Annotated in this window: 16 protein-coding genes; 3 read left to right on the forward strand and 13 right to left on the reverse strand. The window is 30.9% G+C overall.

Annotated features, from left to right (window positions below):
* Positions 1-4: 4 nt before the first annotated feature.
* The 3 genes from B6F84_RS04725 to B6F84_RS04735 all read right to left on the reverse strand — a co-directional run bounded on the left by B6F84_RS04725 (position 5) and on the right by B6F84_RS04735 (position 3,623).
* Complete coding sequence (locus B6F84_RS04725; protein WP_148691170.1) at positions 5-442, reverse strand: globin domain-containing protein; 438 nt, start codon at positions 440-442, stop codon at positions 5-7.
* A gap of 368 nt (positions 443-810) precedes the next feature.
* Positions 811-2,073 carry an amidohydrolase family protein gene (locus tag B6F84_RS04730; protein WP_148691171.1) on the reverse strand — a complete coding sequence of 421 codons (1,263 nt, stop codon included), beginning with the start codon at positions 2,071-2,073 and terminating at the stop codon, positions 811-813.
* Positions 2,074-2,243: 170 nt separating this feature from the next.
* Positions 2,244-3,623 carry an RNA-guided endonuclease InsQ/TnpB family protein gene (locus B6F84_RS04735; protein WP_148691172.1) on the reverse strand — a complete coding sequence of 460 codons (1,380 nt, stop codon included), beginning with the start codon at positions 3,621-3,623 and terminating at the stop codon, positions 2,244-2,246.
* A gap of 198 nt (positions 3,624-3,821) precedes the next feature.
* Between B6F84_RS04735 and B6F84_RS13830 the strand changes: the two genes are divergently transcribed.
* Positions 3,822-3,998 carry a hypothetical protein gene (locus tag B6F84_RS13830; RefSeq protein WP_187152754.1) on the forward strand — a complete coding sequence of 59 codons (177 nt, stop codon included), beginning with the start codon at positions 3,822-3,824 and terminating at the stop codon, positions 3,996-3,998.
* Positions 3,999-4,140: 142 nt separating this feature from the next.
* On the opposite strand, the gene B6F84_RS04740 is transcribed toward B6F84_RS13830, so the two are convergent.
* The 4 genes from B6F84_RS04740 to B6F84_RS04755 all read right to left on the reverse strand — a co-directional run bounded on the left by B6F84_RS04740 (position 4,141) and on the right by B6F84_RS04755 (position 9,616).
* The gene (locus B6F84_RS04740) at positions 4,141-5,079 is read right to left on the reverse strand and encodes an aromatic ring-hydroxylating oxygenase subunit alpha (RefSeq protein WP_148691173.1); all 939 of its coding nucleotides are present in this window, start codon (positions 5,077-5,079) and stop codon (positions 4,141-4,143) included.
* 1 nt (position 5,080) lies between these two features.
* Positions 5,081-6,280, reverse strand: coding sequence for an FAD-binding oxidoreductase (locus B6F84_RS04745; protein WP_148691174.1), 1,200 nt, complete (start codon positions 6,278-6,280; stop codon positions 5,081-5,083).
* Positions 6,281-6,645: 365 nt separating this feature from the next.
* Positions 6,646-7,710 carry an amidohydrolase family protein gene (locus B6F84_RS04750; protein ID WP_257788616.1) on the reverse strand — a complete coding sequence of 355 codons (1,065 nt, stop codon included), beginning with the start codon at positions 7,708-7,710 and terminating at the stop codon, positions 6,646-6,648.
* On the reverse strand, positions 7,700-9,616 hold the full coding sequence (locus B6F84_RS04755) for a xanthine dehydrogenase family protein molybdopterin-binding subunit (RefSeq protein WP_148691176.1): 1,917 nt from the start codon (positions 9,614-9,616) through the stop codon (positions 7,700-7,702). The genes B6F84_RS04750 and B6F84_RS04755 overlap by 11 nt, the downstream gene beginning before the upstream one ends.
* 134 nt (positions 9,617-9,750) lie before the next feature.
* On the opposite strand from B6F84_RS04755, the gene B6F84_RS04760 reads away from it, so the two are divergent.
* Positions 9,751-11,055 (forward strand): amidohydrolase family protein, encoded by a 1,305-nt coding sequence (locus tag B6F84_RS04760; protein WP_148691177.1) that lies wholly within the window; start codon positions 9,751-9,753, stop codon positions 11,053-11,055.
* A gap of 204 nt (positions 11,056-11,259) precedes the next feature.
* Positions 11,260-12,195, forward strand: a complete 936-nt coding sequence (locus B6F84_RS04765) for a dipeptidase (RefSeq protein ID WP_148692839.1) — start codon at positions 11,260-11,262, stop codon at positions 12,193-12,195.
* A 179-nt stretch (positions 12,196-12,374) separates the two neighbouring features.
* Here B6F84_RS04765 and B6F84_RS04770 read toward each other — a convergent pair whose 3' ends face one another.
* The 6 genes from B6F84_RS04770 to B6F84_RS04795 are packed head-to-tail and all read right to left on the reverse strand — an operon-like array spanning position 12,375 to position 16,871.
* Entirely contained in the window at positions 12,375-12,767 is a 393-nt protein-coding gene (locus B6F84_RS04770) for a UreE family protein (RefSeq protein WP_148691178.1), read from the reverse strand.
* Entirely contained in the window at positions 12,764-13,339 is a 576-nt protein-coding gene (locus B6F84_RS04775) for an urease accessory protein UreD (RefSeq protein ID WP_148691179.1), read from the reverse strand. The genes B6F84_RS04770 and B6F84_RS04775 overlap by 4 nt, the downstream gene beginning before the upstream one ends.
* A complete protein-coding gene (gene ureG, locus B6F84_RS04780; protein WP_236749106.1) occupies positions 13,317-13,934 on the reverse strand; it encodes an urease accessory protein UreG in 618 nt (205 codons plus the stop codon). Before ureG ends, B6F84_RS04775 begins: the two co-directional genes overlap by 23 nt.
* A 2-nt stretch (positions 13,935-13,936) precedes the next feature.
* A complete protein-coding gene (locus B6F84_RS04785) occupies positions 13,937-14,533 on the reverse strand; it encodes an urease accessory protein UreF (protein WP_236749066.1) in 597 nt (198 codons plus the stop codon).
* A gap of 8 nt (positions 14,534-14,541) precedes the next feature.
* Positions 14,542-16,215, reverse strand: a complete 1,674-nt coding sequence (ureC, locus tag B6F84_RS04790; RefSeq protein ID WP_148691181.1) for an urease subunit alpha — start codon at positions 16,213-16,215, stop codon at positions 14,542-14,544.
* Positions 16,212-16,871: an urease subunit gamma gene (locus B6F84_RS04795; protein WP_148691182.1), complete on the reverse strand. Its 660-nt coding sequence runs from the start codon at positions 16,869-16,871 to the stop codon at positions 16,212-16,214. The genes ureC and B6F84_RS04795 overlap by 4 nt, the downstream gene beginning before the upstream one ends.
* Positions 16,872-17,039 lie beyond the last annotated feature (168 nt).

Below are 17,039 nucleotides of genomic sequence, written 5' to 3' on the forward strand. Positions count from 1 at the left end.
TACTTTATAACTTCTTATATAACTCAGATTCTCTAGAGATTAAAAGATTTGCCAGAAACCAGTAGGCTTTCTCCCAGCTTTTTATAATTTCTTCATTTTTAGTTACTCCTAATTCAGCTAATTCCTCTACTATAGAATCTCTTAAGCATTCCCATACAAGTTTATAATGTTCTGACTTAACTCTCCTATTAACATGACTTCTTACTATTGATTCTAATGCTGGTTTTATTTTTTCTAAATTTTCAATATTTTCTGCATAAACTAAGAGAGCCATAGCAAGGCCTTTAGAAACATCTTTAGTAAACATAGGTTTAGTGTATGGATATCTCTCAAATAGTAATTGGTACATCCTTGAAGTTATTTCTACTCCATATTCTTTAAGTACAGGTATTCTTGACTTTACGATCTCTATATCTTTAGAGTCTAACTCTACCGAAATCATTTCTTTTCATAACGTAGTTACTTGAAAAGTTAATAAAGATACCCTTCTTTTGTGTTAAAAATTATTAAACTGTAATGTTAAAATTCTAGTTTGTTTGGGAAGATGTATGTTTTTAAAATCTTCTATTCCCGTTAGTTATGGACTAGTAGGCAGAATATAGTTAGCAAAGTAGAGTTAGCAGTTTACGGAAATTAACGTTTAAGCTTAATTGTTTAGCTTATTATAAGCCAAACATATGTCTTTATTAATTATATAGGCTAAATATATTAAAGTAATACGTAACTTTATGTAGAGAATTTATGTTATCAAATGAGAGAATTAAGGATATTTTCAGTTAACTACTATAGAGTGTCCCAAACAGTATTCGTTTATTTATCTTGATTTTGATTAACCAGTAATTCACCTTTAAACGAATCGTTGATTAGCTCTTCGTTTTCTATTACTATTTCGCCGTTAATTATCACTGTTTTAGGTTTTCCTATAACTTCATATCCTTCATAAGGTGTCCAGTCAGCCATGTGAGTGTTATCTGCTGAAATTTTCCATTTCTTATTTAAGTCATAAATTACTAAGTCTGCTCTATAATTTTCTTGTATTTTTCCAGTATCCAGTCCATTTAGTTTTGCTGGATTCTCAGATAATAATTTTATTGCTAAATCTAATGGTAATCCTCTTTTTATAAATTCTGAAATTATTATCTCCATTCTTAATTCTACTCCAGGTAAACCTGGGACTAAATCTGGAAATTCTCTATGTTCCCCTTTTACTTCCTTATTAAACCAATTATGATCAGTGGCAATAATATGAACTTTATTAATTCTTTTCCATATTTCTTCTGGATTTCTAACTGGAGGAGATGTTACATAAAGATAAGCATCTTTTCTATCGTAAACGCTTTTGTCTAACATTAAATGATGTAATGTAGTTTCCGCTAATATACCTTCTTTTGCTAAGTCTAATGTTTTTCCACAACTTACATGGGCTATTAAACCTTTATCTACTAACGCATTTACTCTTAAAACAGCTGATAATTCAGTTTCTTCTGGTCTAGTTAAAAGATGCAGTTTTGGTTCTCCTTTTCTACCATCCTTTAAAGTATTAATTAACTCTTCATCTTCTGCATGAACCATGATGTATCCATTATTAGCTTTAGCGAATTCGTTTAGTTCCTTTAATCCTTTTAAGTTTCCAGTTTCTCCAGAATATTCTATCATCATAAATTTTATCGAACGGAATCCTCGTTCAAAGTCTTTCTTTAAATTTTCAGAAACTTTATTTGCAAAAATGTGAAAAGAATAATTTGTAAATGATTCGTTAAATTGTGATATTCTTTCATCTAAGTTTGGACTTTTATCTGAAAATGCAAAGTCAATTACTGTAGTTGTTCCGCCAAAGGCTGATGCTATTGTGCTTTTCCTTACTGTATCTGAAGTAGGAACTTTTAGATACCTTTTAAATATATGAACGTGATTGTCTACTCCTCCAGGTAATAGTAAATTACCTTGCCCATCTAAAATTTTATCTTGCGATAAGATTGATTTTCCTATCTTTTTTATCTTACTACCTTCTATTTCTACTTCTGCCTCTGTTATTTGTCCGTCCTTTACCACTTTAACATTCTTTATAATCATAAAGAAAAATATGGATAGTAGATTTTATATTTAGCATTTCTTCTCTTATCTAACTTAAAAGTAAATAATTTAACTAGAATATATAACAACAAGCTAGAACTTAAACAGACAATATACTTCTAAGATAGTGTTTTACGTTTACAAGGACGTTTTAAAAATCAATAATACTCTTATATTTTTGACCCACTCCACGCCCTAAAGGCGAGGATTCCGCTAGGGTCTAAAGCGTTACTCCCCTTTATAGGAGCTACTCCATTATGGAATACGTAAAATGAAAGCGGTCTCTTAATCTTTGCTGGAATCCCTTTCACCACCCTCTTCATAATATTTAAAGCTCCATTTAGATCAGAATGAAGCTTATGACCTAAACTACACGTTATTGTACCTCTCGGCTTCCTCACAACCTCTACACCATGATAAGCACAGTAACGCGAAGTATTATACTCAATCACTTTATACACTCTCATACCATACTCAATAAGCTTTTGAGAAAGAATATCTATTAGTTTACCATAACTCCACATGTTTACCGTAAACTTATTCCCCTTATCTTGAGCAATATCGTAAGGATAGCCAACATACACTTCTGAAACACCGAGTTCGTATAATGTCCTAGCTAAATGAGATGCCAACGTTCTGTATAAGTGTAATAAACGAGAATACAGTTTCTTAAATAACCTTCTCTTTTCTCTATTTAATTCCTCATAAGCTTCAGCCTCACCAATATTCTTAGTTTTGTCTGCCAGTGATTGCACTTCAGCAATCTTCTTTTGAAAATAGAAGTAATCCTCTTTCGCCCTAGTACCGCGATATAATAACCAAGTGCCATCATCAACTACAACACTAGCTAACATGTTAATTCCGAGGTCAATTGATGCTTTCTTGTTACTTTTAGGCGTTGCTATGATTATTTTATCTCTCTTTCCTTTTACAATGTACTTTGATGGTTTACCAGTTCTTGCTACATAAACGCCAACTTCTACTGGTATATTTGCGTACCACGTGTTTTTCACTTCATCATAAATTATCTCTAATCTTCCTTGTTTTCCACTCCAGTTAAGTTTACCAGCAAACTCGACCTCCATGGCAAAATCTCTGAGGATTATTTTATTTTCACGTACTTCGTATCTGTCTTGTCTAATTATTAGTATTTCTTTTCTTTTTCCGTCACTCTTCCAATAGCCTGGTGGTGTTGCTTTTTCACCTTGTTTTAACAACGAAAAGAAGGATGACCATGCTTCATTGTTTTTCTGAATGATTGCTTGTGCGTTAACTTTGAGAATGATCTTGTATTTTTCGTAGTATTTCTTGTATGTTTCTTTGAAGTTTACTTTCTTTTCTTTAAAGTATTGTTGTCTTCTTTCGTAAGTTAGTTCGTTCCATAGTTTTGCTGAAGTGTTAGCTAGCTTGTGTAATTTTCTGTTTTGAAAACCGTTTACTAAAAGCCTGATAACGTTTGTTTTTATGTTGGGTACTTCTACTGGTATTGCAGGAGTGAGTGTTGGCTCCTGCCCCTCATCCGTCCTAAGTTGACCAGTAGAGTTACCCATTAAGAAAAGAGGGGATTTTTTGGTTTAAAAACCTTTTTTTACCCTGCCCTAAAAAGGCGAGGTTTGTCCTCTTATATTTATCAATAAAAGCTACTAAGAAAAAGTTCAAACTGAAAATACTATTAATAAAATAGAATTTTGTTTATACATAAAGCATTCTAAATAAGTTTATTAACTAATTAGCTAATAATAATATTTATGAAGAGCATTAAAGGAAGTATAAAATTACCAGAGAAGTTTGCTAATGCAAATGATATAGTAATTATTGATGATAAAACTTTCTTTATTATCCCTAAAGATTTCTCGCCAAATCTTTCCAAGACAATTCAATATGATCTGAAAATAAGAAGAGAAAAGAGAATGATAAATAAGTAAGAAGAAGAAAGAAGAAGAAAAAATAGGCATTTATTTTTATCTAAAAATAAAGATTACAATAAAAAGCTTCTTCTTTTTATTTTATGTAAGCATGACTATCATAAATTTGTTAAGTTATCTCTTATATATATCATCTTCTTTTTTATATTAATCCTAATTCTTCAAATTGTCCTACTCTCTTTTTTAAATATTGTTTATAAAGTACTGAACCTAAGTCTGCTTTTACGTGGATTTCTTTTGATGGATCCAAGTAGTATTCGTACGGTTGTGTTTCAAGTATTTCTTTGTCTTGCATTATAATTTCATCTTCAAATTTTCTTATTTTTTCTTCTGGAGTATCATAAGCATAATTCATTAATATCCATGCATAAACTATACTCTTATCTTTAGCTTCAGGCTTAATTGTGAATATCATTGAGAAGATTTCTCCTCTTTCGTTTATTTTGCTGAAGTATAGTAATAATGGCCTTAAAACTTTGTAAGTGTAATTAAAATATTTTCCTTGAGATAAACCATCAGGATTAGGTTGATATACGTTTACGTTTTCCATTATGACTCCCTCGTCATTCAATTTAGCATCATATTCTGGTATTGATGGAAATTTTGGATCGCCTAAATATCCTTCATGAATAAAAGGAAAATGAGAAACGTCCATTAAGTTCTCTAGAACTCTAAATGGATTTGCTTTAATATAATACGGCCCACATTTTATTTTTCTAAATCCTGTCCAGTCTGATATTTCTGGTAAATCTTCTTTAGGTTCTTTTATAGATACCCAAATTATTCCATATTTTTCTTTTACAAAATATTTCTCAAGTTTTACATTCATGCTTTTTCCTAAAGAAGGTATGTAAGTTAATTTTCCTTCTAAATTATATCTCCATCCATGATATGGACATTGAATCTCGTTATCTAAAAATTTCCCGTGAGAAAGTTTAGCTAACCTATGAGGACATCTATTTGAAAATGCATAAATTTTTTCTTCTCTTCTCAGTAATAAAATATCTTTATTTAATAATTGTACTTCTAACTTATCTTTAAGTTCGTCTGAGAAAGCTACGGGTAAATATTCATTATACATATTATACTTTTATTTTACCAGGATTAAATAAATCTTCTTTATCATACATTTTCTTATACATTAGTATCCTCTGTAAATGAGCTTTATCTAATCTATTGTTTATATATAGAGAATGTAAATTAAATGTAGTAGCACCCAGTATCTCTTGAACTTTAAAAAACGCTGGTTCATTATAAACCATAAAGTATGTATGCCCTTTTCTGTCATTAGCAAATTCTGACTCTATAATGACATCTTGTGATTCTCTTACCTTCTTTATCATTTCTTCTAATTTATCTATTTCAATATGATACTGAGTATAATAGATTTCTCTTTTCTCCTTTAATACGAGATTAGTATAAACGCCCGCGAAAAATACATTCCTCTTACTCCACAATGGCGAACCGTCAATGTAACCTTCTATTATATCTTTACTAACTACTAATACTGCCCACTTATTAGTATCAAAGCCCGTGATATCTTTAGTTAAATGAGTTATTTCTGGAGACCTTAATGTAATATGATAAATCAAAGGAAGATCTTCGTATAGTTTTTCAATAAATTTTATCGCATCATGTAACCTATCAAATAGGAAAAGTTGAGGAATGTAGTCATTTTCAGTGAACTTTAATACTTTTAGCCTAGTTACGATTCCAGTTGTTCCTTCTGCGTGAGCTGCAATTTTAGTATCACCTCCTTTTAGCTTTACTAATTTCCCTCTAGGATTAACCATTGTCACTTCAGTTACTTGATCCCAATTTGGACCAAACATAAAAGACCCTATTCCCCAGGATCCTCCACAAAAGTATCCTCCAATTGAAGCTTTTTGATAGATTGTCGGATAAACTCTAGGGTTAAATAAGAATCCTTTATCGTAAAATGGAGTACCAGCATAGACTGTTATTTCTTCCTCGTCTTCTTCTACAACACTTGAAAGTTTACTCATATCTAGAATTATTCCTCCTTTTATTGGTATTAATCCTCCTACTGTTCCATAACCGCTTCCTCTTGGAATTATTGGTATATGTTCTTCTATTGCATATTCTACTATTTTAATTACTTCGTCTTCATCCTTAGGAAATACTACTATATCTGCTATTTTTTCTTTACTAATTTTACTTAAAATAGGTGATGTAAAGCTCCAATCCTTAGATTTTTCTATAACTATTTTCTTATCTATAGAATAGTCAATTTTTTCCTGATCAAAATATCTTGTATTCATTATCTTATTTATATTTAGAATAGATATTAAGCTTTAAATGCTTATAATTTCGCAGTTAATAGCTTCGATAAGTATAATATTTTTTGTATTTATTCTTACATTAATTTTATCCAAGCTTTCTAAAAGAAAAAAGAGAAGGAAGAATTAGTTTTCATTAATTAAATTATGTTAACTCTTAAGTAATATGTGCACTATTTGATTACTTAACGCTTATTCTACGAATGGCTTGATTGAGAGAAAAATCTCAATTTTCAAATCTCCAACATTAACTCTTAAGAAAAATTATTATAATAATAATTTACAAATTAGAGTTTTACCTTTATGTATACGGTAATTCTATTTATAAAGAGATGAAAGATCGTCTTTCAGAGCTGATGAAAGTTAGATAATTTTCTCATAATTTCAAATGGATTTAAATCTAAAACTTTAGTTTCTTGTGAACTTTTCGCTACTACTTTTCCGTTTCTAATTACTTCTCTTCTTGAAGGAAGAGTGAACATTACTTCTTCTAAATTTTCAGCATCAAAAATTATGTAATCAGTATTTTTGTTTCCAAATTCTTTTTCTGCATTTACTGTTATTAATTCTATCATCTTTGGAGAGAATTCTTTTTCAATATTCATGGCTATCCAAAGAACTTGAAGCATATCTCCATTTCCTGCTGGATAAAATGGATTTTGAATATCGTCATGTCCTAAAGAAACGTTTATACCAGAATTTATAAGATATTTAATTCTAGTAACTCCTCTATACATTGGATAAGAATTTCCTCCATTTAAATAAAATGCAGTTAATGGAGAACTTATTACACTAGCATTTTTCTCTTTAATTAGTGAAATTAATTCTTTTGCTTCCTCTTCAGAATAATAGTGTAAAGCTGTGAGATGACTCAACGCTACCTTAGTTTTGGCTATTTTCAAAATAAATTCTGAGTCTTTACTTTTATCATCGTGTTGATCAATGTGCACGTCAATCCTTTTATTTAGCTTATAAGCTATGTCAGATATTAATCTCATGTGCTTTTCCCTGTCTTCATCAGCTTCTGGTTTTCCTCCTATAATGTCAGCAATTTTACATGCTTCCTTGAATTCTTCTTCAGAGCAGTTAAATATTCCCTGTTCTGGAAATGCTACGATTTGTAAATCTACATATTCTTTCAATTCTTCTTTAGCTAAAATTGAAGCCTTAACGCTCTTTAAATTCTTGGAGCAAGTATCAGCATGTACTCTTATGTGAGTAGTTCCGTAAAATAATTCTATCAACGCTGCTTTAATTATTCTTTCTTTTAATTCTTGAAGTGATAAAGAATCTCGAATTTTACTCCATTTTTCTACAGCTTCTTCTAACGTATTACTTTCATTTTCAATTTTAATAAATGCATTTTCTAAATGAGAATGCATATCATAAAAAGCTGGTAACTTAAGCGTTATATTTCACCCTAATTTCATAAACTGGGAAGAAGTCTGATATTGCATTAGCTATTGAAGCGTAAGCTCCAGATATACTATTTTCTCCTATGCCCCTATATCCGCCAGGAGTTTCAGATGGAGTGTTAAGCAATTCTACGCTAACTTTAGGAGCTTCAACTGCAGTAGGTAAAAGATAGTCAAAAGGACTGTTAACATCTTCATAAAGTAATCCTCCTAAAGACTGAACTATTCCGCCTATTATTTGACCTTTTACTTCTTCTTCATCACCTGCTATCCCTACATCTACTATTGTATAATTTTCTAATGCTTTAATTCTAAGCCCATCAAAATTTACTACGCTTATTTGGCCGCTTATTGCTCCTACCATATCTTGAGGTTCGTAACATTTTATACTGTAAAATTCTTTATCGTCTATATCCCAAGGAGAATTATTTAGTTTATCTAATACTCTTTCAATTCCTCCTAGTTTATCTATTTTCTCTTTTAAGTCTTTAGCTGCGAGTAGAGCAGCATTGCCAGCCGTAATAGTGCTTCTGCTAGCCCAGCTTCCATAGCCATTTACGTCTTGGGATCCTATTATTACGTTGACTTTGTCGTAGTTTAACGTTTCGGATACTATTTTCTTTAATACTTTTGATATTCCTTGACCCATATCAACTACGGTAGTTTTTACTTCTACTTTACCGTCAGTTTTGAGTCTGATTGACACGCACTCGTATCCTCCTACGAATGATTTTTCTTCTCCTATTAAAACTTTTGAAGTAGGAGATGCATAATGAACGTAAAGCGAAACTCCTATACCTTTTCCATATTTTTCTTTGTATTCTTTATATTTATTTTTCATTTTGTTTAGAACTTGAGTAACGTTACCTATTTCAAGGTCTTTATTTAAGTTAATTTCTCTTAATTCAATTGGATTAATATTAAGTTTTCTACTTACTTCGTCCATTATTCTTTCAATAATAAAGAAAGCTTCTGGCCTTCCGAAACCTCTAAATGCGCCTTGGGGAGGATTATTCGTCCCTATAACCCTCACATTATTCCTTATACTTATATTATAAACACTTTTCATGCTCATTAGAGTAACGTAAAGAGGAGATATCCCTGACCAAGGTAATGGAAACGCACCCATATCGTAGTCTAGGTTATCAATTATTCCTGTTATTTTACCATTATTATTAAAATAAACTTTTATCTCATGGCTTTGTCCTCTACCTTGTGATGTCATTATATGCTCTGATTTAGTTTCAATCCATTTTAGATTCTTTCCAGTATAGAAAGATAACGCTATTACAGCTAATTCTTCCATTACTATGTCTTGTTTTGCTCCAAATCCTCCACCGACTCTTGGTACTGTTATTTCAATTTTATCCTCATCAAGGCTAAGCATTTTAGAAACTATTTTTCTCACAACTGTTGGTGCTTGGTTAGAAATTCTAATCAAAAGTTTTCCATCTTCATGTCTTACTGCTATAGCCCTACCTTCTAAAGGTGCTGGAGATTGTCTATTAAATTTTAATTTTAAATTTAATTCATTTTCTCCTAATTCATAATTTCCTTTAGAAAAAGATAATATAACATTGTCTGGAGGATATAAAGGTTGATTTATTTCTTCATATTCTACTTCTATCTCTTCTTTTTTGTCTTCAGCTTCGTAAGGATCTTTTCCTATAACCATTCCTAAAGGTTGACCTACGTATAATGCTACGCCTTTTGCTAATAGTGGAATTTCTATATCTTTAAGTTTTCCTTCTGGTTCGAAGACTTTCGGAATTTTATAATCCTTTAAATCTTCCCAAGTAAAGGCATTACCACTTAGTGTAAATTTAGCATAAGATTTGCTAGATCTTATAAACGCTACACTTTCATAGTCTCCTTTAACATCGTCTACATATGAATAAAACATATATATTCTTAAAATCGCAGGTATTATATTATCTTTTCTTTTCTATGTCATGTAAAAATTTTAATTAGAATCATTTTTAGTTTTTCCTTGATTAAGTAAAAAATAGTTTTAAGGTAGATAAGCTATTAAGATATATGATATTTAAAAACGCTAGAGTTATAACTAAGAATGGAATAACTGAAACAGATTTTAAAGTAGAAAATGGAAAAATAACTGAAATAAAGAAGAATATAGTAGGAGATGATACTGTAGATCTTTCTGGATATTTAGTGTTGCCAAGCGTAATTGACGCTCATACTCATTTTAATTCTAGATATCTAGGAGCTAGAGAAATAATACCTACTGCAGATGATTATAAGTCAGGTAGTGAAGTGGCATTAGCTGGAGGAATAACTTCACTAATAAATTTTATAGATCCTCTAGGTAGGCCAATTATTGAGGCTGTGAAGGAAGAGATAGATAAAGCGAGTTCTACATCTAAAATGGATTTTTCTTTTCATTTAATAGTTAAGAAGAAGGAAGATATTGAATATTTAGATGAAGTATTCAAAATGGGAGTAAAAAGCATAAAGATGTTCATGGCATATAAGGGAAGCATGCAAGTTGATGATGAAACAATGATGATGGCTATGCAGAAGGTAAGGAAATTAAATGGAACAGTTGCGATACATGCAGAGCATGGAGATGTGATTGATTTTTTGCAGGAAGAATATAAGGATGAAAAGCCTGCAATTTACCATGCAATAACTAGACCACCAGAAGTTGAAGAAGAAGCAGTGTATAGAGCATCCATGTTAGCTTATTTAACTAGAGCTAAAACTTATATTGTTCACGTTTCAGATCCTAATTCTTTAGATATTGTTAATTCTTGGAAAAATAAAGGTGCAATAATATACGCTGAAACGTGCCCTCATTATCTTTTATTTGACGAAAGTTATTATGAAAGACCAGACGGTAAAAGATTCATAATGTCGCCTCCTTTAAGAAGTAAAGAATTGAGGGATAATTTACTTAGAAAATTAGATAAAGTACATACTCTAGGTAGTGATTATTCTGGTTATATGTCGGTATATAAGGATAAAGCATTAAGCTATTTAGAAGTTCCTAATGGCGTAGCTTCTACAGAATTTCTAGTGCCTACAATAGTCAGTTTAATGTTTAAAAATTACATACCTCCGGAAAAAGTAGCAGAAATAACTTCTGAAAATCAAATTAATCTCTACAATATAAAAGAAAAAGGCTTCAGAGTAGGTGCAGATGCAGATTTTGCTTTAATAAGTAGAAAAGAATGGACTGTAAAGGAATGGCATGGTAAGATGGATCATTCTATTTACGAAGGAATGAAGTTTGATGCGAAAGTAGAAAAAACTTACTTAAGAGGAGAATTAGTATTTGATGAAGATTTGAAGGGTGGTAAAGGATTAATACTGAAAAGATAATTGATAAAATTTCAAAAGAAAACATTTCCTATTCTATTGACCCTTCAGTCATTGAAGAAAAGTCTATGGATCTTACTTTTATGTCTCCATTTATATGATTAAGGTTAATCCATTTTGCATCGTTTTTCCTAATTATAAATTAACCTATAATTTTTATAGAGTTATAATTATAAATATTCCTACTTAGATTCTTTAGAGATGAAAATGAAATTAATTGATCTGCATGAAGATCTGGCGTATTCAAATCAACAAGGAATTGATGTAATTAATGGCAATATACAGTCTAGTATAATGATGCTTAAAGAATACGATTCACTAATCTTCGCCTCGATTTTTCCTCATGTAAATACCTGGGATGAGAGAAGTGATGAACTAACTGCTCTTTATGGAACTCCTACAAGATCAACTAATTTCTCTTTAGAACTATTCTTAGACCAAGTTAAATTTTATTATTACCTAGATAGGAAAAATTTAGCTAAAATTGTTAGGAATTTAAATGATGTTAACGCTAATGGTGTTAAGTTACTATTATCTCTAGAAGGAGCAGACGTACTAAGGGATTATAATGACCTGTATATCTTGAAAGAATTGCATGTATATAATTTAGGATTAACGTGGAATTACGACAATAAGTTTGCTTCTTCATGTATGTCAAAAAGGGATTATGGGTTAACTGGAGAAGGCGAAGAATTAGTTAAATTGAGTAACAAATTAGGTATAATAATTGATTTAGCTCATGCAGGGAAAAGAACGGTTTTAGATGTTGCATCAATTTCTAAGAAACCAATAATAGCATCTCATACTAATGTGATTAAGCTAAAGAACCATAAAAGAAATTTAGATGATGAAGAAATTGAAGCTATAGTTAAAACAAAAGGAGTTATTGGGATTACTGCAATAGTCTCAACACTAAAGGAGCCAACAATAAATGGATTAATTGAAAGTATAAAATACATAGGTGAATCTTTCGGCTGGGAGTATGTAGCTTTAGGAACTGACTTTTTAGGAATAGAAGAAACTCCAAAGGAATTTGAGAACATCCTAAAAGTAAAGGAATTAGCTAAGGCAATAGAAGGGCATGAAGATGAAGTTTTATGGAATAATGCATATAGAGTTATAAAAGAGAATTTATTAAACTAGACTTTTTTTCTTTTTAATTTCTTGAAAGAACTATACATTATTTGTTTATAATAAAAAAGATAGAACATAGTCAGGATTAATTTGAATAATGTTTGCAAAATTTAGAGACTTCTTTGCTTTTATGCTTAGTTCTTCAATTAGTATATTCTTTTTATATAAAGAAATAGAATCTTAAAAAATTACTTAAAATCAATAATTACTGATATTGGTAATTCTACATTTGGTTTAAATTTTATTTTTTCTACTTTAGGGTTATATTGCTTAAATTTATCTAACCAATAATCTAATCCTAACTCTACTGGAATGTAAACTGTTTTATTCTCTCTATCAAACATTATTTTTAGATGATAATTCCCTATAATATAACCTAGAACCAAGTCTTCTTCTGTATTTGATAATCTTATTGATAATACTGTTTCTTCTTTTTGAACTATTCTTATTTTTTCTCCATCTATTTCTAAAATATCTCCATCTTTTACTCCTTTAACTACATGATACTTCCCATTAACTAGGATTTTACATCTTCCTCTTTCTATGCAAAGTCTATCGACTTCTACATCTATGTTAATCACCTAACTTTTAACCATTCTTCTTCTACATCTTCTGAATTAACTGGAATTTTTTCTATATTAATTTCTTTTCCATCAATTTCATAAGTAGTTATTAATCCAGAAGATCCAACAGTTTTCATATAGCTTTTATCTTCTATCCTAAGAACATCAAAAACTAGCAATTCTCCATCGCTTGAATAAATTTTAGTTATAGCTTTTATTTTTCCTTTTTCAAACTTTTCTCCATGTCCTTCTCTACCTAAAGCATAAGCTTCTATAATTTTAGCTTTTTGATTTACTATAAATGTAGTATCAATTTTTGCTCTTGCATTATTATAAAAGAGAATTGGGTGAGGTATAAATAAGAAATTTCCTTTAATTTCATAAGTAATTCTTACGTTTGAATTCGAGAGTATTTTTGTAAAAGCTTGATCAGTTATTATTCCATTCGATGTAATTGAAATTTTTATTTCATCTTCATGAGCTAAGACTTCCGAGGGATTAACGATCATAAGCGTATCTCCTAAGAAAAGCGCGTTTAAGCTTCCTGTTCTTTCAATCAAAGAATTTTCAACTTTTAATAATGCCTTCATATTTTAATTCCTCTTCAATAATGTTAAAAAGATCTTTTAATCCTTCTCCAGATTTTAGACTTATCATAACGAAAGGCTTTCCATTTCTTATTCTTAAACTATCTTTTTTCATTTTTTCTAAGTCAGCATTTACGTAAGGAGCTAAATCTATTTTATTTATTACAAGCAAATCACTTTCTACTATTCCTAATCCTCCTTTTCCAGGATATTTATCTCCTGCTGAAGTATCTAATACAAATATAGTATAGTCTGCTAACAAAGGACTAAAAGTTGACATTACATTATCTCCACCACTTTCTATGAAAATTACGTCAAAATCTTCTCTTTTTTCTAAGATTTCTAAAGCCCTTAAGTTTACTGAAGGATCTTCCCTAATTGCTGTATGAGGGCATCCTCCAGTAACTATTCCTAGAATATTTTCTTTTGGTATGATACTTTTTTCCTCTACTAAAGTCTTATACATTGTTAACGCATCAAAATTTGATACTACGTCATTAGTTATTATCCCTATTTTTAATCCTCTTTTACTTAAATATTCAGTTAATTTTATTATTAAACTAGTTTTACCTGATCCTACTGGACCTAAAACGCCCACTTTCAAGATTCAAACACCTTTACTTCTCTCTTTTCATGATTTTTAGATAGAATATCAATTAAAGGATAAGAAGGCTCATACTCGTTATAATATCTAAATTGATTAAGAAGGTTTGAAAGAAGTTTTTGTCCAGACTTAAAATCGATACCACCTAACCTAACTGCAGAAAACACTAATTGAGCAGTTTCCGAATATACTAATCCTTTAACGCAAACGTCTTTATCAATCCCTAAGCATTTGCAAGTTTGAGCTAATACTACTGGATAAGTCCCTTTATATTTTCCTTCTTTTACTCCGGATAAATACTCATTATTACATAAATCAAGACTTGCCAGAGATTTTCCTAAAAATGTAGATGATTTTTTAAGTTCTTTTGTTAATTTTGAAGAGTAAACTAGTTTATCAGTCTCTACAGGATTTTCAAATGCTAATCTTACAGCTACTGCATCACCCCTTAGGATAACTTCATTATAATAGTATGTTATAACTTCTTGAATATTCATTTTTCTGTAAAATGCTTCTTCTATACCATTAGAGAAATTAAAAGAACCTATTGGTAATGCACTATCAAAAATTTGGAATATTATTGGTGTAATCATTTTTATCACTAAAACATGAAATATAGCTGTGTTAAAGGTAGAGTTTCCGACGGAGGTACTTTAGGAGTTTTCCCATCTATTTTTACTTCGTAAGTATCAGGATTAACTTCTATTTTAGGTAAAGCGTCATTCCTAACCATATCTTTCTTGCCTAATTTTCTAGTATTCTTTATTGGTAATACTTTTCTCTTTACTATCTTCTCTACTTCTTTAACCCCTTCCATGGAAGTAAATACGAAAGAAGTTATATGAGGTGCATAATATCCAAACATTGGTTTATAAAGTACTGGCTGAGCGTAAGCTATTGAAGCATTAGTCTCTCCCATCATTGCCCATGTTATTGCTCCTCCTTTAATTACCATGTACGGTTTTGCCGGAAAGAATCTTGGATCCCACAATACTATATCAGCTATTTTACCTGGAGATATTGAACCTACATAATCTGAGATCCCGTGAGCAATTGCTGGATTTATCGTTATTTTAGATAAGTACCTTAAAACTCTGGAATTATCGTCCATCTGTAGTAAAGATAAACTCTTCATTTTATGAGCTAATTGGAAAGTCCTTATCCCAGTTTCACCTACTCTTCCCATAGCTTGAGAATCAGAAGACATCATACTTATTCCTCCTAAGTCGTGTAAGTAATCCTCTGCAGCCATTGTCTCTTCTCTAATTCTAGATTCAGCGTAAGCAATATCTTCTGGAACTTTAGGATTCAAATGATGTACTGCCATGAGCATTTCTAAGTGTTCCTCGTAAGTATGAACTGTAAAGGGTTTAGTAGGATTAGTTGATGATGGTAAAACATTTGGCTCACTGCTTATTTTTATTATATCTGGAGCATGGCCTCCTCCTGCTCCTTCAACGTGATATGCATGAATTGTTCTACCTCCTATTGCGTTTAAAGTATCTTCTAAATATCCGCTTTCGTTTGAAGTGTCAGTATGTATTGTAACTTGAACGTCATATTCGTCTGCTACTGTTAAAGTTTCATCTATTACTCTTGGCATTGCTCCCCAATCTTCGTGAATTTTAAATCCTCCTGCTCCAGCTTTTAGATCTTCTTCCATTGGAATTCTTGAGGATGAAGCTTTTGCAGTTATAGCATAGTTAATTGGAAAATTATCTAATGCTGATATTACTGTCTTTAAATTCCATTTACCTGGAGTAGCAGTTACTGCTTTAGTACCTTCAGCTGGCCCAGTTCCTCCGCCAATTATTGTAGTGAATCCAGCAGAAATTGCATCATAAACTTGTTGTACTGCGACCCAATGAACATGAGAATCAATAAATCCTGGAGTAGCTATTAATCCTTCTCCAGAAATAACTTCTGTACCAGAGCCTAAAACGAAATCTACTCCGTTCATAGTGAAAGGATTACCACCATGACCTATTCCTACAATTATTCCATCTTTAATTCCTATATCAGCTTTTACTATACCAAGCAATGGGTCAACGATTACTACGTTAGTAATTATTGTATCCATAGTATCTTCTTCTTTAGCGTTTGGCAGTAATCCTAATCCGTCTCTAGCAGTTTTTCCTGCTCCGAATACTAATTCATCTCCGTGGGTAATCAAATCTTTTTCAACTGTGATGTATAAATTAGTATTTCCTAGTCTTATTTTATCTCCTACTGTTGGACCGTAAAGTTCGAAATATCTTTCTTTGCTTATTTTCATGCGAATCCCTTCTCTTTAGCTTTTTCTAATGCTTCTTTTTTGTTATAATCTAAGGATCCTTCAGTTAATCCATTTAATCCAGTAACTCTTCTATTCCCTTTTATTTTAGTTAATGATATTATCTTTTTCTCTCCAGGCTCAAATCTTATTGAAGTTCCAGCTGGTATGTTTAATCTCATTCCGAATGCTTTTTCTCTATCAAACTTTAGATTTTTATTAACTTCAAAGAAATGAAAATGAGAACTTACTTGAATTGGCCTATCTCCAGAATTAACTACTTCTAACTTTACTTCGTCTTCATTTAATTCTACTTCTCCAGGCTGTATAATGAACGTGTTTAATGCCTTTTTGTTACTTTTTATTGGATTTCTCACTGTTACTAATTTAGTCCCATCTGGGAATGTTGCTTCTACTTGAACTATATCTAACATTTCTGGAACTTCATCCATTACGTCTTCTTCCTTCAGTAACTGTTGTGCCCCTGTTATTATTTCACTCATTCGTTTTCCTTCTCTTGCACTTTCAATTATATAATCAGTTATAATAGCTAATGCTTCTTCATAATTTAGTTTTAATCCTTTTGCTTTTCTTCTTCTAGCTAATTCTGCTGCCCAGGATAATAGTAATTTTTCTTGCTCTCTTGGAGTGAATAGCATGTTTAATCATTAAATTCTCTATGTTAGATTTAATAAACTTTGTTAGGCAGAAATTATGTACTTTATTAATAGTATGTATCATTTGAAAAATGGACGATAATTCTAATAAACGATTCTAATAAAGAGAAGGACTTCAATTTTCAGATGCTCTGCAAACTACTTTATTAA

Origin of the sequence: Acidianus manzaensis, from assembly GCF_002116695.1 — an archaeon.
GTDB classification, from domain to species: Archaea; Thermoproteota; Thermoprotei_A; order Sulfolobales; family Sulfolobaceae; genus Acidianus; species Acidianus manzaensis.